An 18,678-nucleotide genomic window follows, 5' to 3' on the forward strand; every position below is an offset into this window, starting at 1 on the left:
CAGATACGCGTCCGGGGTCGGTGGCAGTGCCACGCAGCCGTCGGCGCGCCGCCCCGCGCTCGCTCCTTCATGAGTGCAGCACGCGCACGGCGAGCGCGGTCGGCCAGAGGCAGCCGATGCCGAGCGGGGCCCGGCTCAGCCCGCCGTCCACGGGCGGAGCTTCTGCGGGTTGCGCATGGCCCAGAAACGGGTGATGCGGTCGTCCGCGACGTCGAAGGCGATGACCGTCGAGGTGACGCCGTCGTGCTGGACCACCAGCCCCGGCCGACCGTTCACCGTGCGCTCCAGGAGCGTCAGGTCCGGTACGAGGTCGAGCATGGAGACCAGGTAGCGGGCGATCCGCTCGCTGCCGCCGGTGGGCGGTGCGGCGTTGACCACGCCGCCGCCGTCGGCGAGGCCCATCGCGTTCGGGTCGAGCAGGTTGATCAGGGTGGCGATGTCCTTTTCCTCCCAGGCCTGCTTGAACTGCCGCACCAGAACCGCCTGCCGCGCGGCCGGGGCGGCCTGCGCCCGCGACGCGTCGACCCGGCGGCGGGCGGAGGAGGCGAGCTGGCGGCAGGCGGCCGGGGAGCGGCCGACGATCTCGGCGACCTCGTTGAAGGAGTAGCGGAACACGTCGTGCAGGACGAACGCGACGCGCTCGGCGGGGGTCATGGCGTCGAGCACCACGAGCAGCGCCATGTTCACCGACTCGTCCAGGGTGACCCGGTCGGCCGGGTCGACCGTCCGGCCGCTCCCCGCGCCACCGGCCCACTCCGCGTGGTCCGGCAGCGGCTCCGGGAGCCATTCACCGACGTAGCTCTCGCGTCGTACCCGCGCGGAACCCAGGAGGTCGAGGCAGATGCGGCTCGTGACCGTGGTGAGCCAGCCGCCGGGGGCGGTGATGGCCTCCCGCCGGGCGGGCGTCATCGCGTACCAGCGGGTGTACGCCTCCTGCACCACGTCCTCGGCGTCGGCCAGCGATCCCAGCAGGCGGTAGGCGAGGTTGATGAGCTGGCGGCGCTCGCTGATGACCGCGTCGAGCGTCTCGTCAGGGGTCTGGGGCGACGTGTGCATGGGGTGCTGCTCCCTCGGTGCGTACAACGGGTGCGGGCTACGGGTCATGGATGCGGGCTACGGGTGCGGACATCGGATGTGGACAACGCGTGCGGGCGACGGAACGTCGGAGTCCACGCGCCGTGCCGGCACAGAGGGCCCCTCCGGTACGACGAAACGGCCCGCCGAAATGTGAGGCCCTCGTGGCACCCGGTTCTCCTCCGGCCCCCCGCCTCACATTCCACCGGGCTGCCTCGTCGTAGGAGCAGGACGGAACGCAGGGCGTCCCGGGCCTCACGCGTGCACCACGGCGGTGCAACGGCCCCCTTATCCCGAGGAGTTCACCATGGAATCCCGTATCGACATCAAGGCCAACCCCATCGGCGCCAAGGCCATCAAGCACCTCGCCTCCGCGGGCATGTCGATCATGGACAAGTTCCCGGCCACCACGCGTGAGCTGGTGGCACTGCGCGTCAGCCAGATCAACGGCTGCGCCTTCTGCGTCGACATGCACACCAAGGACGCCGCGCACGCCGGGGAGACCGCGCTGCGCCTCAACCTGGTCGCGGTGTGGCGCGAGGCCCCGGTGTTCACCGAGGCGGAGCGCGCCGCGCTGGAGCTGGCGGAGCAGGGCACCCGGGTCGCGGACGCGGCCGGCGGCGTGCCGGACGACGTGTGGGCGAACGCCGCCAAGCACTACACCGAGGACGAGCTGTGCGCCCTGGTGGCGGCCATCGCCGTGCTCAACGCCCTGAACCGGGTGAACGTCATCACGCAGACCCCGGCGGGCGACTACCGGCCGGGCCAGTACGCCTGACACCCCCGGGGGCGGGCGCAGGGCCCGCCCCCGGGACAGGCCCCGCCCTCGACCCCGACCACCAGCCTCCCAGCAGGAGTTGTCATCCCCATGTCCACCATCGCCCAGCTCGGCGCGCTCACCGGCGGTTACGTCATCGACCCCGCCCGCACCCGGATCGGCTTCGTCGCCCGGCACACCATGTCCACCCGCGTACGCGGCCACTTCGCGGAGTACGAGGGCGGCGCGACCCTGAACGGTGAGGACCCGGAGCGGTCGAGCGCCCGGCTGACGATCCTGGCCGAGAGCCTCACGACCGGCAACGCCCAGCGCGACGAGCTGGTGCGCACCTCGTTCCTGGACGCCGGGAACCACCCGACCCTCGACTTCACCTCGACCGGGGTGCGCCGCGTCGACGCCACGCACTACAAGGTCTCCGGCGACCTGGGCATCCGCGGCGTGACCCGCCGGACCGTGCTGGACGCCGAACTCGTGGACGCCGGAATCGAGTTGACCGGCGGGCCGCAGGACGCGCAGGGGGACTTCCGGGTCTGCCTGAGGGGCGGCGTCACGGTCGACCGCAACGACTGGGAGGTGAACTGGAACTCCGTGACGTCGGTCCTGGTCGCCTCGAAGGTGCGGCTGGAGTTCGACGTCACCCTGATCCGGCTCTCCTGACCGGCGGCGCGGCCGGCAGGCGGGTTTCGGCAGCTTGACCGTGCGGCCGGGCCGGCCCCGTCTCTCAAGTTCGGCGGGCTGCCGGTGCGATCCGCGTGGCCGCCGGGGGCGTCGAAGCCCCGGCCGCCCCGGCCCGGCCGGGCCGCCCCGTACCGCCTCGCCCGGTCCCTGACCTGCGCACCCGGCACCTGTCCGTCCGACGGCCGCACGCCCCACCTCTTCCCTCACTGCTCCCCTGGCCCCCGGGGCGCGACCACCCGGCCCCGCTCCAGCGTCACGATGGCGTCGGCCGCGGCCAGGCCCTCCCTGTCGTGGGTGACGAGGAGGGTCGTACGACCGCGCGTGGCGTCGAGAATGTCCGCCAGAACGGCGGCGGCCGTCTCCGGGTCGAGGCCCTCGGTCGGTTCGTCGAGTACGAGGACGGGCGGGTCGGCGAGCAACGCCCGTGCCAGCAGGAGGCGTTGGCGCTGACCGCCGGACAGCTCCGCCCCGTCGCCGCCGACGCCGGTCTCCCACCTCCGCGGCAGCGACTCGACCCAGTCCAGCAGCCGCGCCCGGCGGGCGGCCTCGCGCAGGTCCGCCTGCGTGGCATCGGGGCGCGCCAGGAGCAGGTTGGCCCGGATCGTCCCGCGGAACACATGGGCGTCCTGCGTCACACCGGTGATCGCCCGCCGTACGTCCGCGCCCGCGCACTCGCGCAGCTCGCGCCCCGCGACGCGGATGCTCCCGGATGCGTACGGCACGAAGCGCATCAGCGCGGCGATCAGGGTGGACTTGCCCGACCCGCTCTCCCCCAGCAGGACGACCCGTTCGCCGGGCGGCAACCGCAGGCTCACCCCGTCGAGGGCCGGGGGCCCGCCGGGGCGGTGGCGTACGCGCAGGTCGGCGATCTCCACGCCGAGCGGCCCGGAGCCGGGGAGCACGGCCGGCGCGGCCGGCTCGACGACGGGCGGCGGCGCGTGCAGAACTTGCATCAACCTCCGTGCGGAGGAACGTACTTCACCGAGTCGGCGTGCGGCTGCCGGAAGTGGCGTGAGCACTTCGAAGGACACCAGGGCGAGTACCGCCAGCACCGTGAGGTGGACGGCGGCCAGCTCCCCGGCGGCGTGCGCCCGCAGCGCGAGCCAGGTGACGCCGACGGTCGCACCCGCTTGCAGCAGGTGCACGAGGGCGGCGGCGAGCGTGGTGGTGAGGGCCTTGCGGCGTTCGAGCGCGGCGATCCGCGCGGAGGCCCGCCGGGCGCGCTCCTCGGCACGCCCCAGCGCCCCGTACGCGGCGAGATCGGCAGCCCCTCGCGTCAAGTCGACTGCCAGCACCGCGAGTTGGGCGCGTGCTTCCTTCTCGGTACGTCCGGCAGTCCGCGACGACACGAGTACCAGCACGGGTACCAGGAGGCCCGCCAGCGCGAGCGTCCCCCCGAGCAGCAGCCCCGCCCCCGGCAGCAGCACGACGGCGGTCCCGGTCGTCGCGGCCGCGACCGCGCCGGCGGCGGCGACGGGCACCAGAACGCGGAGGACGAGGTCCTGGGCGGCGTCGACGTCATCCACGAGGCGGGTCAGCAGGTCCCCGCTCCGGAAGGCGGGGATCCCCGCGGGAGCGAGCGGCACCAGCGCCTCGTACACCCGGGCCCGGAAATCTGCGACGGCCCGCAGCACCCCGTCGTGCCCGAGCAGCCGATCGGCGTACCGCAGCACGCCCCGCCCCAGCGCGAGCGCCCGCACGACGACGACGGCGAGCGCGACGGAGGCCGGCGGAGGCTGTTCGGCGGCCCGGGTGATGAGCCAGGCGGCCACCCCCATCAGCGCCACGGCGGCCAGCTCACTGCCCCCGGCGGCCAGAGCGGCGACCAGGAGCCGCCGCCAGTGGGGGGCGAGGTACCGAAGGAGCTGGAGGGTGGGGTAGGGCGGGGACGTCATGCCAGGGGGCCTTTCCGGGAAGAGGGGGCGTGTGTACGGGTGCCGGGGGCTCGTGTACGGAGTGCCGGGGAGCGGACGGGGCCGGTACGGGCGGCAGGGCGAGGGACAGCCCACGTACGGGCAGCGGGGACGGGGGCACGGGTGGGGCACTCCGCCCGCACCCCTTCACGCCCGCCCGCACCCCTCGCGCCCGCACCTGTTCACCCCGCCTCCCCCACCCCCGCCCCAGCCCGCCGCACCAAAGCACCCCCGACCGGCGGAGCCACCCCCACCACCCGGTCCACATGCGGCAGCACCCCCGCCCGGTGTGCCACGACCAGCACCGTCCGCCCCCGCATCAACTCCCGCATCGCCCGCACCACCTCCCCCTCGCTCCGCACGTCCAAGTGCGCCGTCGGCTCGTCCAGCAGGACCACCGGCGCGTCCTTCAGGAAGGCCCGGGCCAGCGCGATCCGCTGCCGCTGGCCCGCCGAGAGCCCCGCCCCGCCCTCTCCGAGCACCGTGTCGTACCCGTCCGGAAGTTCCGCCACGAACCCCTCGGCCCGTGCCGCCCGCGCCGCCGCCCGTACCTCCGCCCCGCTCGCCCCGGGCCGTCCCAGGCGGATGTTCTCCGCGACCGTCCCCGCGAACAGGTGCGGCCGTTGCGGAACCCACGCCACCCGCTCCCGCCACGCCTCCGCGTCGAGGTCCTTGAGGTCGACGCCGCCCACCGCGACCCGGCCCTCCCCGGGCTCGACGAACCCCAGCAGCAGCGCCAGCAGTGTCGACTTCCCCGCTCCGCTCGGCCCGACCAGGGCCACGTGCTCCCCGGCCCGCACCGTCAGCGACACCCCCGCCACGGCGGGCCCGGACCGCCCCGGGTACCGCACCGTCACCCCCTCCAGACTCAGCGGAACCCGGTCTCCGCCCGGCACTGGAAGCCGCCCCTCCGGCCTCGGCGCCCTCCCGCCCGGCCCCTCCGCGTCCAGCACGGCGAAGACCTTCTCCGCCACCTCCACCCCCTCCGCCCCGTCGTGGAACGCGGACCCCAGCGCCCGCAGCGGCGCGTACGCCTCCGGTGCCAGGAACAGCACCGTCAGCGCCACGTACAGCTCCACCTCCCCGCCGAGCAGCCGCAGCCCCACCGGCACCGCCACCAGTGCCACCGACAGCGTCGCGACCGTCTCCAGGACCAGCGACGACAGGAACGCCACCCGCAGCGTCCGCAGGGTCGCCCTGCGGTGCGCCTGCGCCATCTCCCGCACCACCGCCGCCTGGTGCCGCTCCCGCCCGAACGCCCGCAGCGTGGGCAGCCCGGCCACCACGTCCAGGAAGTGGCCGCCCAGCCGGGCCAGCAACTGCCACTGCCTCGCCGTGCGTCGGGCGGTGTGCATGCCGACCAGCGCCCCGAAGACCGGGATCAGCGGCAGCGTGACCAGTACGACGAGCGCCGACGCCCAGTCGGTCCACGCCAGCCATCCGAGCACCACCACCGGCACCACCGAGGCCGCCGCCTTCGCCGGGAGGTGGCCGACGACGTACGGGTCGAGGGCGTCGAGGCCCCGGGTGAGCAGCGTGGCGCTCTCCCCGTGCCGGCCAGCCGCGAGGCGCAGCGGGTTCGTCCGCCGCAGGCTGCCCGTGACCAGGTCCCGCAGGGCGCGCTTGGCGTCGGCGGCGGCGCGCTGGGCGAGCACTCCCCGTACCCACGTCACCAGCGCCCGCGCGGCCATGACCGCCGCCGCCAGGGCCGGTGCGCGCAGGTCGGTCCCCTGCCCGCCGAAGCCGTCGGCGAGGAGCCCCGCCAGCAAGGCGGCCTGGGCGACGGTCAGTCCGCCGCCGACCAGCGCGAGCCCGGTCGAGCACAGCACGTGCCGCCGCAGCGACGGCACTTCCCGCAGCAGCCGCTGTTCAACTGTCCTCATCCCGCCCTCCCCTCAGAAGTAGCTCGGGTCAGAAGTAGCTCGGGTGCCGCACCCCGGTGCGCCCGCGGAAGGTCCGCCAGCTCCACACCTGATAGGCGAGGATCACCGGAATCAGTACGACCCCGAACGCGGTCAGGAGCTTCAAGGTGGCCGCGTCCGTTACGGCGTGACTGATCGTCAGCCCCTTTCCGGCCGAGCTGATGAGGAGGTACGGATAGTGGCCCGCCCCGATGAGCGGTACGGGCAGCAGCGCCGCGGCGCTCGTGGCGGCGAAGGCCCGGACCCGGTGTCCGCGCACCAGGGCCCACCGGGCGGCCCCGATGGCGGCCGCGTACAGGCAGGCGATCACGGCGGAGGGCACGGGATTGGTCATCGACGCCCCCGCCCCGAAGAGCGTGAGCAGCAGCGCGAGCCCCGCGAACGCCCCGGCCCACCGGGTGAGCCCCTCCCCCGACCGCCGTGCCGCGGCGGCGGCTTCCGGGGCCGACCGGAGCGCCACGAAGGCCGCTCCGTGTGCCGCCAGGAGCAGTGCCGTGGTCACCCCGCACGCCAGCACGAACGGCGAGAACACCTCCCCGAACCCGATGTGGAAGCTGCCGTCCGCCCGGCGCGGCACCCCGCGCAACAGCAGCCCCACCACGAGTCCCCAGCACACGGCGGGCAGCGCGCCGCCGGTGAAGATCAGCGCGTCCCAGCGGGCACGCCCCCGGGCGGTGCGCGCCCGGCCGCGCAGTTGGACGGCGGCGTTGCCGGTGACCAGGCCGAGCAGGACGGCCACGATCAGGGGGTACAGGCCGGACAGGAGGGCGCCCTCCAGGTGCGGGAAGGCGCCGAAGAGGACTCCGGTGAAGGCGACGAGCCAGACCTCGTTGCCGAGGAAGAAGGGGGCCATGGCGTCGAGCCCCGCGTTCCGGCCGGGCCCCTTCGCGCCCGGGGAGCGCAGGAAGGGGTGCAGCATCTGTACGCCGAGGTCGTACCCGCCGAGTACGAAGTACCCGCCGAGGAGCAGGCCGAGCAGGGCCAGCCAGAGGACTTCCAGACTCATCGGGCTCACCATCCGTTGACTGAGAGGTTGACTGAGAGGGGGAGAGGGGGTTCACGTGTCGGTCGTCAGTACGTCGCGACGGGCTGCCGTTCCTCGGGCTCCGGTCCGCCCCCGGGCGGCGGCAACGGCTCGGTGACGCCGAGCTGGGTGGCGCCCGGCCCCTTGCGGGCGAAGCGGGTGATGAGCGTCCAGTTCGTTGTGGCGAGGGCGAGGAAGAGCGTGACGAAGGCGGCGCAGGACACGAGCAGGGAACTCCTGCTGACGTTCGAGAGCGCTTCCTCGACGGTCAACTCGCCGTAGACGAGCCAGGGTTGGCGTCCCACTTCCCGTACGACCCAGCCCCCGACCGAGGCGAGGAAGGGGAAGGGGATCATCGCCACGAGCACCCACGCGACGGGCCGCCACCGCACCACCCGGTCCTTCCACACCAGCACGAGCGCGATCAGCGTGATCGTGGACACGGTGTTGCCGATGAGCGTCATGGCGTCCATGGAGAATCGGACGGTCTCCTCCCAGGGCACGTAGTTCCCGGGCCCGTGCTCGGCGGCCAGCCGTTCCTGGAGTTCGGCGACCCCGCTGCCCCGGATCACGGCCTCCTTCATCGGCTGGGTGGCCGCGATGACGGGCCGCTGCTGTTCGCCGACGACCACCACGAAGAAGGAGGCGATCGTCGACACCCACAGCCCCAGCCGCAACGACGCCCGGAACAAACGCGCTTCCCCGGTGTGCCGCAGGAAGTGCCAGGCGCTGACCCCCGCGACGAAGACGCCGCCGGTGGTGAGGGCGGCGAGGGCCACGTGCTGGAGGGCGATCAGGGCGCTGTCGTTGGTGAGCAGGGCTCCGAAATCGGTCAAGTAGGCCACGCCGTCGCGCAGTTCATGACCGACGGGGTGTTGCAGGAAGCCGTTGGCGACCATGATCCAGTACGCGGAGGCGTACGCGGTGAGGGCCACGAGCCAGATCAGTGCGACGTGGACCCCCCTCCGCAGCCGCCCCCAGCCGAAGATCCACATTCCCAGGAAGGTGGATTCGGCGAAGAACGCGATGAGGGTCTCCAGTGCGAGCGGGGCGCCGAAGACGTTCCCGGCGAATTTGCTCAACCCGCTCCAGCTCAGCCCGAACTGGAACTCCATGACGAGGCCGGTGGCGATGCCGACCGCGTAGTTGACGACGTACAGCTGACCCCAGAAGCGGGTCATGCGCTCCCACGTCGCCCGAGTGGCGGGGTCACGGCTCAGGGCGGCACGGGTGTGCATGATCGCGACCAGGGGGACCAGCCCCATGGTGAGGATCACGAACAGCCAGTGGATGCCGGTCGTGGCCGCGAACTGGAGTCGGGCCAGGTCCGCAGCGCTCATGGGGCGGCCTTCCTGGAGGGGGGTGGGGTGGTGCCCTGGAGGGGGCGGGGCGGCGCGCGTGCTCCGCACCGGCGGCACCGGGGCGGTCGGTGCGGCCCGCCCCTTGACCGTAGGGAAAATCTCTTATGCGTTCCAAGACCAGTTCCGCCATGTGAAGATGCCTCCAGAGGCATTGATCGCCACCGCCGGAGGACCCGTGGACCTGCTGCAACTGCGCTACTTCCGGACGGTCGCCCGGTACGAGCACATGAGCCGCGCCGCCGAGGAACTGCACGTCGCGCAGCCCTCCCTCAGCCGTACCGTCGCGCGCCTGGAGGCCGACCTCGGCATGCCGCTCTTCGACCGCGAAGGCCGCCGCATCCGGCTCAACCAGTACGGCGCCATCTTCCTGCGCCACGTCGAGCGCGCCCTGAGCGAGCTGGACGACGGCCGCCGGGCGGTGCGGGAGGCGCGGGACACGGGCCTGGGCCGGGTCGCCGTGGCCTCGGAGACCCTCCTGACGATCACCCCGGCGCTGGGCAGCTTCCGGGCCGCCCACCCGCGCGCCGACGTCCGGCTCCACCAGTCCGACGCACCGGAGATGGACCGCCGGTTGCGGACCAGGGAGGTCGACTTCTGTCTCGCCTCACAGCCCTTGTCGGGCGCCCACCTCGAAACGGTGGAACTGGCGCGCGAGGAGGTGCTGTTGGCGGTTCCGTACGGTCACCGGCTGGCCGGGCGGCGGAGCGTGACGATCCCGGAGGTGGCCGACGAGCCGTTCGTCACCACGCGCCGGGGTTACTGGCAACGGGCCCTGCTGGAAAGGCTGTTCGCGGCCGAGGGGCTCGCCCCGCTGATCTCCTGCGAGGGCGACGAACCCGGCGCCAGCCAGGACATGATCAGTGCGGGTCTGGGCATCGGCCTCATCCCGGCCGTGTCCCGCCAGGTCGGCACGCACGAGCGGGTGCCGGTGGTGTGGGTGGGCCTGGACGCGCCGGACTGCGAACGCAGGCTCACCCTCGCCTGGAACAAGGACAGTCACCTCTCGGAAGCGGCCGTGGCCTTCCGGGAGTTCGTCACGTCGACCCCCTTCATGTCCCACCATCTGCCGCTCCCCCGCCGGACGGAGTCCGCGCCCGGCGGGGCCTGACCGCCCGTCACCCCTCCCGGCGCATCAGGAGCCGCCCCCCACGGAACCGCTCCCCCTCCCCCGGCTCCCGGAGCATGCGCGCCACCTCGGTGAACCCGGCGTCGGCGGACAGTCGCGCCAGGTCGTCCACCGGCCACCGGTAGGCCGTCGTCACCTTGTGGTCGAAGGGCGTCACGGGGCCCCCGTCCGCCTCGTAGAACCCGGCCAGCAGATGGCCGCCGGGCTCGATGACGCACGCGAACTCCGCCAGGTGAGCGGGCAGTTCGTGCGGAGGCGTATGGATGAGCGAGTACCACGGGAGGACTCCGCGCAACGAGGCGTCGGCCGTCTCCAGCGCGCTCATGGACCCGGTCTCGAACCGCAGGTCCGGATACGCCTCACGGGCGGTGGCAATCATCGCGGGCGAGAGGTCGACCCCGAAGACGTCGAGCCCGAGGCCCCGCAGGTGCGAGGTCACCGCGCCGGGACCGCAGCCGACTTCGGCGACGGTCCCGCCCCGTACGAGTTCCGCGAAGGCGGCGATGACCGCCCGGTCCAGCGGTGTGCCGTCGAGCGCGTCGCGGAAGAGTTCGGCGTAGAGGGAGGCGACGGAGTCGTAGGCGTCGGCGGTGGTGGCGAGGTGGGGAGAGTCCGCGTTCATGGGGGCCGGCCCTGACCGGGCCCGGCCCGCGCCGCACCCCCGACCCCGCGCTCCTGACCCGGTGTGCGGCTGTCCCCCGGGCGTAGTCGGCCCCTGCCCATGATTGGCCGGAAACGGCTCAACCCGTGCCGGGCGGGCAACCCCGGCGGTCCCCGACCGGTCCCCTCCCGCGACATGCCGCCGCATCCGTCGCCCGGCACGCACCCGAGCCAGCAGGGACACCCCATGCCCGTACGCACACACCGCGCCCCGCGCACCGTCCTCCTCGCCACCGTCACCGCCGCGGCGCTCGCCGCCACCGTCGTCCCGGCCACCGCGCAGGCCCACGACCCGCACGCCCGGACCCGGGCGGCGGTCGACGCGCTCGTACGCGACGGGGCTCCCGGTGTCGTCGCCCGCTCCGAGGGCCGCGGCGGGTCCCGGCCCTGGACGGACACCGCCGGGGTCGGCGACCTCACCACCGGACGCGAACGCGGCCCCCGGGACCGCTTCCGCATCGGCTCCCTCACCAAGACCTTCACCGCCACGGTGGTGCTCCAGTTGGAGGCCGAGGGCAAGCTCTCCCTCGACGACCGCGTCGAGAAGTGGCTGCCGGGCCTGGTCCGGGGCAACGGCCACGACGGCAGCAGGATCACCCTGCGGCAGCTCCTCCAGCACACCAGCGGCATCCACGACTACACGAGCGACCCGAAGTTCATCAGCGAGAGAATGACCGTCGCCTTCCTCGACCGCCGCTACGAGTCCCTGCCCGCCCGGGATCTGGTGAAGATCGCCATGAACCACGCCCCCGACTTCGACCCCGGCGCCAAGTGGGGCTACTCCAACACCAATTACCTCCTCGCCGGGTTGGTCATCGAGAAGGTCACCCGGCATTCCTACGAGTCCGAGATCGACCGGCGCATCCTGCGCCCGCTCGCGCTGCGCGCCACCTCCGTCCCGCACGACGAGTCCCGCCTGCCGCGCCCCAGCAGCCGCGCCTACACCACTTTCGGCGCGGACCCGGCGACGGCGAAGAAGTACGACATCACCGAGTTGAACCCCACCCTGGCGGGCGCCGCGGGCGGCATGGTCTCCAGCACGGCCGACCTGACCCGCTTCTACCGCGCCCTGCTCACCGGCAAGCTCCTGCCGAAGCGGCAGCTCGCCGAGATGAAGACCACCGTCCCGATGAGCGACCAGCGCCCCGACCTGGCCTACGGCCTGGGCATCTACCAGGAGAAGCAGTCCTGCGGCAAGGTGATGTGGGGCCACACGGGAGGAATCCACGGCTCGACGACGCACGCGATGGCGAGCGAGGACGGCGGCAAGGCGGTGGCGCTGAACCTGAACGGGGACTGGAGCGGGGACACGGACACGGTGATGGAGGCGGAGTTCTGCCCCAAGTAGCCCGCCGGGGCAGCCGGGCCTGCAGGCTCGACCGGGACGGCAGGCCCGATCGAGCCTGCCGTCCCGGCGCGGCCCCGCGTCGCGTCGCGTCAGAAATTGATCATGTGCCCGGCGAGTCCGTGCACCGCCTCCTTGACGGCCTCGCCCAGCGTCGGGTGCGCGTGCACGTTGCGCGCGACCTCGTGGACGGTGAGGTCCCACTGCTGGGCCAGCGTCAGCTCCGGGAGCAGCTCGGTGACATCGGGGCCGATCAGGTGCGCGCCGATGATCTCGCCGTGGGTGTCGTCGCTGATCAGCTTCACGAAACCGGTCGCGTCGCCCAGGCCGTGCGCCTTGCCGTTGGCGGTGAAGGGGAACTTGGCGACCTTGACGTCGAAGCCCTTCTCCCTGGCCTGCGCCTCGGTCCAGCCGAAGCTGGCGATCTGCGGCTGCGAGTACGTGGCGCGCGGGATCATCGGGTAGTCGAGCTCCATCGTCTCGGCGTCCGCGATGGTCTCGGCGGCGACGACGCCCATGGCCTCGGCGGTGTGCGCGAGCATCAGCTTGGCGGTGACGTCGCCGATGGCGTAGATGTGCGGCACCGAGGTGCGGCAGCGGCCGTCGACCTCGATCGCGCCGCGCTCGGTGACGGCGACACCGGTCGCCTCCAGACCGTAACCGGTGACGTTCGGCGCGAAGCCGATCGCCTGGAGGACCTTGTCGGCCTCCAGCACCTTCTGCGCGCCGTCCTTGCCGGTGACCGTCACCTGGACCTGCGCGCCGGACTCGTCGATGGACTCGACACGGGTCGAGGTGAGCACGTCGATGCCCAGCTTCCGGTACTGCTTGGCCAGTTCGGTGGAGACATCCACGTCCTCCAGCGGCGCGATCCGGTCCAGGAACTCGACGATGGTGACCTTCACGCCGTAGTTGTGCAGGACGTACGCGAACTCGATACCGATGGCGCCGGCGCCCGCGATGACGACGGACCGCGGGAGGTCCTCGGCGAGGATCTGCTCCTCGTACGTCACGACGCGCTCGCTGCGCGCCGTGCCGGGGAGCAGCTTGGGGGTGGCGCCGGTGGCGATGACGCAGTTCTCGAAGGAGATCTGCCGCGTGGTGCCGTCGGAGCCGGCGACCTGGAGGGTGTGCGCGTCGAGGAAGGTGCCCCGGCCGTCGATCTCGGTGATGCCGTTCTTCTTCATCAGGTAGTGGACGCCCTTGACCCGGCCGTCCGCGACCCGGCGGCTGCGCCGGTGGGCCTCGCCGTAGTCGAAGGTCACCTCGCCGTCGACCTTGATGCCGAAGGTCTTGGCCTCGCGGGTGAAGATGTGCGCCAGTTCGGCGTTGCGCAGGAGCGCCTTGGTCGGGATGCAGCCGACGTTCAGACAGACGCCGCCCCAGTACTTCTCCTCCACCACCGCGACCTTCTTGCCCAGTTGGGCCGCGCGGATGGCGGCGACGTAGCCACCGGGTCCCGCCCCGAGGACGACGACGTCGAAGCGCTCTTGCATGGAAGTTCCCCTCTGAATCAAACCGGTGTGTCGCGCCCAGCCCGGATGACGAGCCGCGATGTGTGCCGCGTGACGGATCACGTCACCTGCTGTGTCACCTGTCGCGTTACGTCCAACCGCCGCGCTCCGGAGATCATTCCGCCGCGCCACGGGCACGTCACACGGTAGCGGCAACCGGGGCGGCGCCCGCTGCCCGGTGACGACCGCCACAGTGCGCGCGGCCCTGGTCGCACGCGGGCCCCGCGCCGTACCCTGAGGGCCTTGCGCATCCCGGGGGCGACACGCCGGTGACAGGGGGCGAGGACGATGTCCTGGGCGACGACCAGATGCCGGTGCGGCGACGCGCGCTTCCGGCACGGCGAGCCGCGGTACGCGGGGGCCTGCGCGGCCTGCGACTGCGCGGCGTTCGCGAACCCGGAGCCCCTGCCGCTCCCCCCGGAACCGCCGCCCTCGCCTCCCTTGGAACCGCACCCGTCCTGCCCGACCCGGGAGTCGGGCTGCAACGGCATGCATCCCACGATCGGCTGGTGAACCGGTGAGGGGGTGGGCGGCATGCTCACCGCCCGCCCCCTCCGCGGGCCGGCGGCTCACGCGCCGCCCGCCCCCCCCCGGCGGCTCACCACGACGACGTGGTGACCCCCGGCAGGAACCCCGCGTGTGCCTGCTCGCGCATCCGCACCCGGGAGAGCCCGAACTTCCGCAGGTGCCCGCGCGGCCGGCCGTCCACGCTGTCCCGGTTGCGCACCCGGGTCGCGCTCGCGTCGCGCGGCTGGCGGCGCAGCTCGGCGCCGGCCGCCGCGCGCTCGGCTTCGGTGGCGTCCGCCCGGCGCAGGACCCCCTTCAGCTCGGCCCTGCGGGCCGCGTACCGCGCGACGGTCGCCCGCCGCTGCCCGTTCTTCGCGATCTTGCTCCGCTTCGCCATCAGACCTTCCCCCCTCGGGCCCTGATGCGGGCGACGGCCGCCTCGATGCCGATGACGTCGACCGTCCTGATGCCGCGTGCGCTGAGGGTCAGCCGGACGCCGCGCCCCTCGCTGGGCAGCCAGTAGCGCTTGTGCTGGATGTTCGGGTCGAAGCGGCGCGCGGTGCGCCGGTGGGAGTGGGAGATGCGATTGCCGAAGCCCGGCTTGGCTCCGGTCAGCTGGCAGTGGGCGGACAAGGGCGGGACCTGCCTCTCTGTGCGTCCGGTGCCGGGGCGGCGGACGCCCCGGCGACGTACCGGCGGAGAACCGCTATTGAAAATGGTTCCCGTTTTCAGTATGATAGCGCCATGGCTCGCAACGAAGTACGCCCGATCGTCAAGCTCCGCTCCACGGCGGGGACCGGCTTCACCTACGTGACCCGCAAGAACCGCCGCACCAGCCCCGACCGGCTGGTCCTGCGCAAGTACGACCCGAAGGCCGCCCGGCACGTCGACTTCCGCGAGGAACGCTGACCGCCGGCCCCCGCCACCCGCCCCACCTCTTGGAGGAACCCCTCATGCAGCACGGAATCCACCCCGCCTACGGCCCCGTCGTCTTCCGCGACACCGCCGTCGGCTCCGCCTTCCTCACCCGCTCCACCGCCACCAGCACCAGGACGGTCGAGTGGGAGGACGGCAACACCTATCCGGTGGTCGACGTCGAGATCTCCTCGGTGAGCCACCCCTTCTACACCGGCACCGCCCGCGTCCTGGACACCGCCGGACGCGTCGAGCAGTTCGAGCGCCGGTACGGCCGCCCCGGGGCGAAGTGATGGAGGCGGCACCCGGAGCGCTCGGACCGCCCCCGTTGGCGGTCGCCCTGGTCGGCGGGCTCCACGCGGACGCCCGCCGCCGGGCGGTGGACCGCCTCCTGGCGGCCGTCCCCGGCAGCGTCGCCCTGCACCACGACCTCGCGGAGGCGGCCCGCGCACCCGGTTCCGGGGCGGTGCTGCGCACGGTCCGCGATGCCACGGGCGAGCTGACCCGGGGCGAGACACCGCTGGTCAACGACTGCGCGTGCTGCGCCTTGCGTGCGGACCTGCTGCCCGAGCTGCGGCGCATCGCCGCGCTCGGGCTCACCCGGCTCGCGGTCGTGGAGCTGTGGGACGCGGTGGAGCCGCGCGCGACGGCGGAGGCCGTCGCCGCCCATGGCGGCGAGAGCCTGCGGCTGACCGGGGTGATCACCGCCGTCGACCCCGCTCTCGTACTCCCGAGTCTGGGGAACGGGGACGACCTCGCGGAGGCGGGCCTGGCCGTCGCGGCCACGGACCGGCGCGCGGTGGGCGACACCTGGGCCCGGCAGCTCGAATACGCCTCCGTGCTCGCGCTCGCCGACGACGGCCACGCGGACGCGGAGGACCGGGCGCTGCTCGCGCAGCTCCACCCGACGGCCCGACAGGTGTCCGTCGACTCCGACGATCTGGTGCGGGAGGCCTTCGCCGGGTTCGACGTGGCGGCCGCCGCCGCGGCGCAGCATCCGGCCTGCGCCCGGCTTCCCCAGGAGGCGGACGAGGCCGGTGTGTCCACCCTGGTGTGGCACCGGCACCGCCCCTTCCACCCCGGCAGGCTCTTCGACGCGCTGGAGGAGCTGTGCTGCGGGGCGGTGCGCAGCCGGGGCAGGTTCTGGCTCGCGGACCGGCCGGACACGCTGCTGGCCTGGGACTGCGCGGGCGGCGCGCTGTGCGTGGAGGCTTCGGGCCCGTGGCTGGCGGGGCTGCCGGACGCGGCCTGGGAGCTGGAGTCGCCGATCCGGCGGACGGCGGCGGCGCTGGACTGGCACCCCGAGCACGGGGACTGCTGCCAGCACCTGGTGTTCACCTCACCGGGCCTGGACCGGGAGGGGCTGACGCGCCTGCTGGACTCCTGTCTGCTGACGGACGCGGAGTACGCGGCGGGGCGGCACGGCTGGGAACGGCTCCCGGCGGCCTTCGACGTGTTCCTGGCACCCGCCCGCTGACGCCCGAACCTCCCGGTCCGCTTCTCGAAAGGCCGAAGAGGTCGCCGTGCGCGCGATGACTTCCGCACCTGGACGGAGTCTGCCTTTCAGCAACGCAGACGGCTTCCCGCCCCGACCTTCCCAGGAGTCGACCATGACCTCGCCCGAGTCCCACACCCTGTCCGTGCCCGGCGCCGAGCTGGCCTACGACGTGCGCCCCGGCACCGGTGGCGGCGTCCCCCTGTTCCTGCTCGGCTCGCCGATGAGCGCGGCCGGGTTCGTCTCGCTCGCCGCGCACTTCACGGACCGTACGGTGATCACCTACGACCCCCGGGGCGTCGAGCGGAGCAAGCGCACCGACGGGGCGGCGGAGTCCCACCCCGAGGAGCACGCGGAGGACATCCGCGCGGTGATCGAAGCGGTCGGCGCGGAGACGGTGGACGTCTTCGCGAGCAGCGGCGGCGCGGTCAACACGCTCGCCCTGGTCGCGAGCCACCCCGCGCTGGCCCGCACCGTGGTCGCGCACGAGCCGCCGCTCGCGGAGGTCCTGCCGGACCGGGACGTCGCCCTGCGGGTCTTCGCGGACATGGGCGAGACGTACCGGCGGGAAGGGTTCGGGGCGGGGATGGCGAAGTTCATCGCGGCGGCGGTGCACCAGGGGCCGTTCCCGGCGGACTGGACGGACGGGCCCGCGCCCGACCCGGCGGCCTTCGGCCTGCCGACGCAGGACGACGGCACCCGCGACGACGCGCTGCTGGGCCAGAACCTGCGCAACTCCACGGGCTACCGGCCGGACTTCGTGGCACTGCGGGCCGCCTCGACACGACTCGTGATCGCGGCCGGCCGGGAGTCGGAGCGCGAGCTGCCGGCCCGGGGGGCGCTGGGCGTGGCCGAGCGGCTGGGCATCGCCCCGACGATGTTCCCCAGCCACCACGGGGGCTTCCTGGGCGGGGAGTTCGGGCAGGAGGGGGAGCCGGCGGAGTTCGCGAAGGCGCTGCGGGCGGTGCTGGACGGAGATTCCTGACGCGGACGCCGCCGTCGGCGGTGACGCCGCCCCGGCCGGTGGCGTGACTCCGCCCTGGGCGGTGATGCTCCCGTCACCGGTGACGCTGCCCCTGGCCCGGCCCGTGTCCCGCCCTTCGCGGAGGGCGGGTGGTCAGGCCGGGGGAAGGCGGCTAGCGTCCGGGCATGGATGAGTTCGACCCCTGGTCAGCAGAGTTCCTCAGTGACCCCTACCCCAGCTACGCGGCCCTCCGCAGCCGCACCCGCGTCCACTTCTTCGAGCCCACCGGCCAGTGGCTGGTCCCCCGCCACGCCGATGTCTCCGCCCTGCTCCGCGACCGCCGGCTGGGCCGGACGTACCAGCACCGCTTCACGCACGAGGAGTTCGGCCGCAGCGCTCCGCCCGCCGAGCACGAGCCCTTCCACACCCTCAACGACCACGGCCTGCTCGACCTGGAGGCCCCGGACCACACCCGCATCCGCCGCCTGGTCGCGAAGGCCTTCACCCCGCGCACGGTCACCCGCCTCACCCCGTACGTCGAGGGCCTGGCCGCCGATCTCGTGGCAGACCTCGTCGAGAGCGGCGGCGGGGATCTCCTCTCCTCCGTGGCCGAGCCGCTGCCCGTGGCCGTGATCGCGCAGATGCTCGGCATCCCGGAGCGGGACCGGGCTCCGCTGCGCCCGTGGTCCGCCGACATCTGCGGCATGTACGAGCTCAATCCCCCGCCCGAGACCGCCGAGCGGGCCGTCCGCGCCTCCCGCGAGTTCACCGCGTACCTCAAGGACCTGATCGCCTTCCGCCGCCGCTCCCCCGGCGACGACCTCCTCTCCGGTCTCATCGCCGCCCACGAGGACGGCGAGCGCCTCACCGAGCAGGAGGTGATCTCCACCTGCGTCCTGCTGCTCAACGCGGGCCACGAGGCCACCGTGAACGCCACCGCCAACGGCTGGCACGCCCTCTTCCGCCACCCCGGCCAGCTCGCCGCGCTCCGGGCGGACCCGCGGGAGCTCGTCCCCACCGCCGTGGAGGAGCTGCTGCGGTACGACACCCCCCTCCAGCTCTTCGAACGCTGGGTCCTCGACGACATCGAGATCGACGGCGTGACGATCGGGCGGGGCTCCGAGGTCGCCCTGCTCTTCGGCTCCGCCAACCACGACCCGGCGGTCTTCGACCACCCGGAACGGCTCGACCTGGCCAGGAAGGACAACCCGCACATCTCCTTCAGCGCGGGCATCCACTACTGCATCGGCGCGCCCCTGGCCCGCATCGAACTCGCCGCCTCCCTGCGCGCGCTGCTCGACCGGGCCCCCGCGCTGAGCCCGGCCGCCGAACCCGGGCGGAGACCCAACTTCGTGATGCGCGGTCTGAGCGAGCTGCTCGTCACGGTCTGAGCGGGCGGGCC

General features: G+C 73.4%; 18 protein-coding genes. 9 read left to right on the forward strand and 9 right to left on the reverse strand.

From position 1 onward, the window contains the following. Window positions 1–135: 135 nt before the first annotated feature. Window positions 136–1,056: an RNA polymerase sigma factor SigJ gene (gene sigJ, locus ACIP93_RS27055; protein ID WP_345219420.1), complete on the reverse strand. Its 921-nt coding sequence runs from the start codon at window positions 1,054–1,056 to the stop codon at window positions 136–138. 325 nt (window positions 1,057–1,381) lie between these two features. Here sigJ and ACIP93_RS27060 point away from each other — a divergent pair, with 325 nt between their 5' ends. Next, window positions 1,382–1,852, forward strand: coding sequence for a carboxymuconolactone decarboxylase family protein (locus ACIP93_RS27060; RefSeq protein ID WP_345219419.1), 471 nt, complete (start codon window positions 1,382–1,384; stop codon window positions 1,850–1,852). 90 nt (window positions 1,853–1,942) lie between these two features. Continuing rightward, window positions 1,943–2,509, forward strand: coding sequence for a YceI family protein (locus tag ACIP93_RS27065; protein ID WP_401762463.1), 567 nt, complete (start codon window positions 1,943–1,945; stop codon window positions 2,507–2,509). 224 nt (window positions 2,510–2,733) lie between these two features. Here the strand turns inward: ACIP93_RS27065 and cydC are convergent, their stop codons facing one another. The 4 genes from cydC to ACIP93_RS27085 form a co-directional block, all read right to left on the reverse strand. Next, on the reverse strand, window positions 2,734–4,425 hold the full coding sequence (gene cydC / locus ACIP93_RS27070) for a thiol reductant ABC exporter subunit CydC (protein ID WP_401762466.1): 1,692 nt from the start codon (window positions 4,423–4,425) through the stop codon (window positions 2,734–2,736). Window positions 4,426–4,625: 200 nt separating this feature from the next. Next, complete coding sequence (gene cydD / locus ACIP93_RS27075; RefSeq protein ID WP_401762469.1) at window positions 4,626–6,326, reverse strand: thiol reductant ABC exporter subunit CydD; 1,701 nt, start codon at window positions 6,324–6,326, stop codon at window positions 4,626–4,628. Window positions 6,327–6,354: 28 nt separating this feature from the next. Next, a complete protein-coding gene (gene cydB, locus ACIP93_RS27080; protein WP_401762472.1) occupies window positions 6,355–7,371 on the reverse strand; it encodes a cytochrome d ubiquinol oxidase subunit II in 1,017 nt (338 codons plus the stop codon). Between the two features lie 65 nt (window positions 7,372–7,436). Next, window positions 7,437–8,729, reverse strand: coding sequence for a cytochrome ubiquinol oxidase subunit I (locus ACIP93_RS27085; protein ID WP_401762475.1), 1,293 nt, complete (start codon window positions 8,727–8,729; stop codon window positions 7,437–7,439). A gap of 196 nt (window positions 8,730–8,925) precedes the next feature. Between ACIP93_RS27085 and ACIP93_RS27090 the strand changes: the two genes are divergently transcribed. Then, the gene (locus ACIP93_RS27090; protein WP_401762971.1) at window positions 8,926–9,858 is read left to right on the forward strand and encodes a LysR family transcriptional regulator; all 933 of its coding nucleotides are present in this window, start codon (window positions 8,926–8,928) and stop codon (window positions 9,856–9,858) included. Window positions 9,859–9,865: 7 nt separating this feature from the next. Here the strand turns inward: ACIP93_RS27090 and ACIP93_RS27095 are convergent, their stop codons facing one another. After that, a complete protein-coding gene (locus tag ACIP93_RS27095; RefSeq protein WP_401762477.1) occupies window positions 9,866–10,498 on the reverse strand; it encodes a class I SAM-dependent DNA methyltransferase in 633 nt (210 codons plus the stop codon). 225 nt (window positions 10,499–10,723) lie between these two features. Here ACIP93_RS27095 and ACIP93_RS27100 point away from each other — a divergent pair, with 225 nt between their 5' ends. Then, complete coding sequence (locus ACIP93_RS27100) at window positions 10,724–11,884, forward strand: serine hydrolase domain-containing protein (protein WP_401762480.1); 1,161 nt, start codon at window positions 10,724–10,726, stop codon at window positions 11,882–11,884. A gap of 89 nt (window positions 11,885–11,973) precedes the next feature. On the opposite strand, the gene lpdA is transcribed toward ACIP93_RS27100, so the two are convergent. The 3 genes from lpdA to rpmB form a co-directional block, all read right to left on the reverse strand. Next, the gene (gene lpdA / locus ACIP93_RS27105; RefSeq protein WP_345219412.1) at window positions 11,974–13,377 is read right to left on the reverse strand and encodes a dihydrolipoyl dehydrogenase; all 1,404 of its coding nucleotides are present in this window, start codon (window positions 13,375–13,377) and stop codon (window positions 11,974–11,976) included. A 616-nt stretch (window positions 13,378–13,993) separates the two neighbouring features. Continuing rightward, window positions 13,994–14,299, reverse strand: coding sequence for a 30S ribosomal protein S14 (gene rpsN, locus ACIP93_RS27110; RefSeq protein WP_345219411.1), 306 nt, complete (start codon window positions 14,297–14,299; stop codon window positions 13,994–13,996). Beyond that, window positions 14,299–14,535, reverse strand: coding sequence for a 50S ribosomal protein L28 (gene rpmB, locus ACIP93_RS27115; RefSeq protein ID WP_345219410.1), 237 nt, complete (start codon window positions 14,533–14,535; stop codon window positions 14,299–14,301). Before rpmB ends, rpsN begins: the two co-directional genes overlap by 1 nt. Before the next feature lie 111 nt (window positions 14,536–14,646). Here rpmB and rpmG point away from each other — a divergent pair, with 111 nt between their 5' ends. The 5 genes from rpmG to ACIP93_RS27140 all read left to right on the forward strand — a co-directional run bounded on the left by rpmG (window position 14,647) and on the right by ACIP93_RS27140 (window position 18,667). Next, the gene (rpmG, locus tag ACIP93_RS27120; RefSeq protein WP_345219409.1) at window positions 14,647–14,811 is read left to right on the forward strand and encodes a 50S ribosomal protein L33; all 165 of its coding nucleotides are present in this window, start codon (window positions 14,647–14,649) and stop codon (window positions 14,809–14,811) included. A gap of 44 nt (window positions 14,812–14,855) precedes the next feature. Then, window positions 14,856–15,110, forward strand: a complete 255-nt coding sequence (locus tag ACIP93_RS27125; protein ID WP_345219408.1) for a type B 50S ribosomal protein L31 — start codon at window positions 14,856–14,858, stop codon at window positions 15,108–15,110. Beyond that, window positions 15,110–16,294: a CobW family GTP-binding protein gene (locus ACIP93_RS27130; protein WP_401762486.1), complete on the forward strand. Its 1,185-nt coding sequence runs from the start codon at window positions 15,110–15,112 to the stop codon at window positions 16,292–16,294. The genes ACIP93_RS27125 and ACIP93_RS27130 overlap by 1 nt, the downstream gene beginning before the upstream one ends. Window positions 16,295–16,427: 133 nt before the next feature. After that, window positions 16,428–17,297, forward strand: a complete 870-nt coding sequence (locus ACIP93_RS27135) for an alpha/beta fold hydrolase (RefSeq protein WP_401762489.1) — start codon at window positions 16,428–16,430, stop codon at window positions 17,295–17,297. A gap of 164 nt (window positions 17,298–17,461) precedes the next feature. Further along, the gene (locus ACIP93_RS27140; RefSeq protein WP_401762492.1) at window positions 17,462–18,667 is read left to right on the forward strand and encodes a cytochrome P450; all 1,206 of its coding nucleotides are present in this window, start codon (window positions 17,462–17,464) and stop codon (window positions 18,665–18,667) included. Window positions 18,668–18,678 lie beyond the last annotated feature (11 nt).

It is taken from the genome of Streptomyces sp. NPDC088745 (assembly GCF_044751045.1).
In the GTDB taxonomy this organism is placed as follows: Bacteria; Actinomycetota; Actinomycetes; order Streptomycetales; family Streptomycetaceae; genus Streptomyces; species Streptomyces cremeus.

Excerpts from the sequence above, each read along its gene's own strand:
- ACIP93_RS27125 (WP_345219408.1), top strand. The coding sequence starts at position 14,856 with ATGCAGCACGGAATCCACCCCGCCTACGGCCCCGTCGTCTTCCGCGAC.
- cydC (WP_401762466.1), bottom strand. The coding sequence starts at position 4,425 with ATGACGTCCCCGCCCTACCCCACCCTCCAGCTCCTTCGGTACCTCGCC.
- ACIP93_RS27060 (WP_345219419.1), top strand. The coding sequence starts at position 1,382 with ATGGAATCCCGTATCGACATCAAGGCCAACCCCATCGGCGCCAAGGCC.
- cydB (WP_401762472.1), bottom strand. The coding sequence starts at position 7,371 with ATGAGTCTGGAAGTCCTCTGGCTGGCCCTGCTCGGCCTGCTCCTCGGC.
- lpdA (WP_345219412.1), bottom strand. The coding sequence starts at position 13,377 with ATGCAAGAGCGCTTCGACGTCGTCGTCCTCGGGGCGGGACCCGGTGGC.
- sigJ (WP_345219420.1), bottom strand. The coding sequence starts at position 1,056 with ATGCACACGTCGCCCCAGACCCCTGACGAGACGCTCGACGCGGTCATC.
- ACIP93_RS27140 (WP_401762492.1), top strand. The coding sequence starts at position 17,462 with ATGGATGAGTTCGACCCCTGGTCAGCAGAGTTCCTCAGTGACCCCTAC.
- ACIP93_RS27085 (WP_401762475.1), bottom strand. The coding sequence starts at position 8,729 with ATGAGCGCTGCGGACCTGGCCCGACTCCAGTTCGCGGCCACGACCGGC.
- cydD (WP_401762469.1), bottom strand. The coding sequence starts at position 6,326 with ATGAGGACAGTTGAACAGCGGCTGCTGCGGGAAGTGCCGTCGCTGCGG.
- ACIP93_RS27100 (WP_401762480.1), top strand. The coding sequence starts at position 10,724 with ATGCCCGTACGCACACACCGCGCCCCGCGCACCGTCCTCCTCGCCACC.
- rpmG (WP_345219409.1), top strand. The coding sequence starts at position 14,647 with ATGGCTCGCAACGAAGTACGCCCGATCGTCAAGCTCCGCTCCACGGCG.
- rpsN (WP_345219411.1), bottom strand. The coding sequence starts at position 14,299 with ATGGCGAAGCGGAGCAAGATCGCGAAGAACGGGCAGCGGCGGGCGACC.
- ACIP93_RS27095 (WP_401762477.1), bottom strand. The coding sequence starts at position 10,498 with ATGAACGCGGACTCTCCCCACCTCGCCACCACCGCCGACGCCTACGAC.
- ACIP93_RS27065 (WP_401762463.1), top strand. The coding sequence starts at position 1,943 with ATGTCCACCATCGCCCAGCTCGGCGCGCTCACCGGCGGTTACGTCATC.
- ACIP93_RS27130 (WP_401762486.1), top strand. The coding sequence starts at position 15,110 with ATGGAGGCGGCACCCGGAGCGCTCGGACCGCCCCCGTTGGCGGTCGCC.
- ACIP93_RS27135 (WP_401762489.1), top strand. The coding sequence starts at position 16,428 with ATGACCTCGCCCGAGTCCCACACCCTGTCCGTGCCCGGCGCCGAGCTG.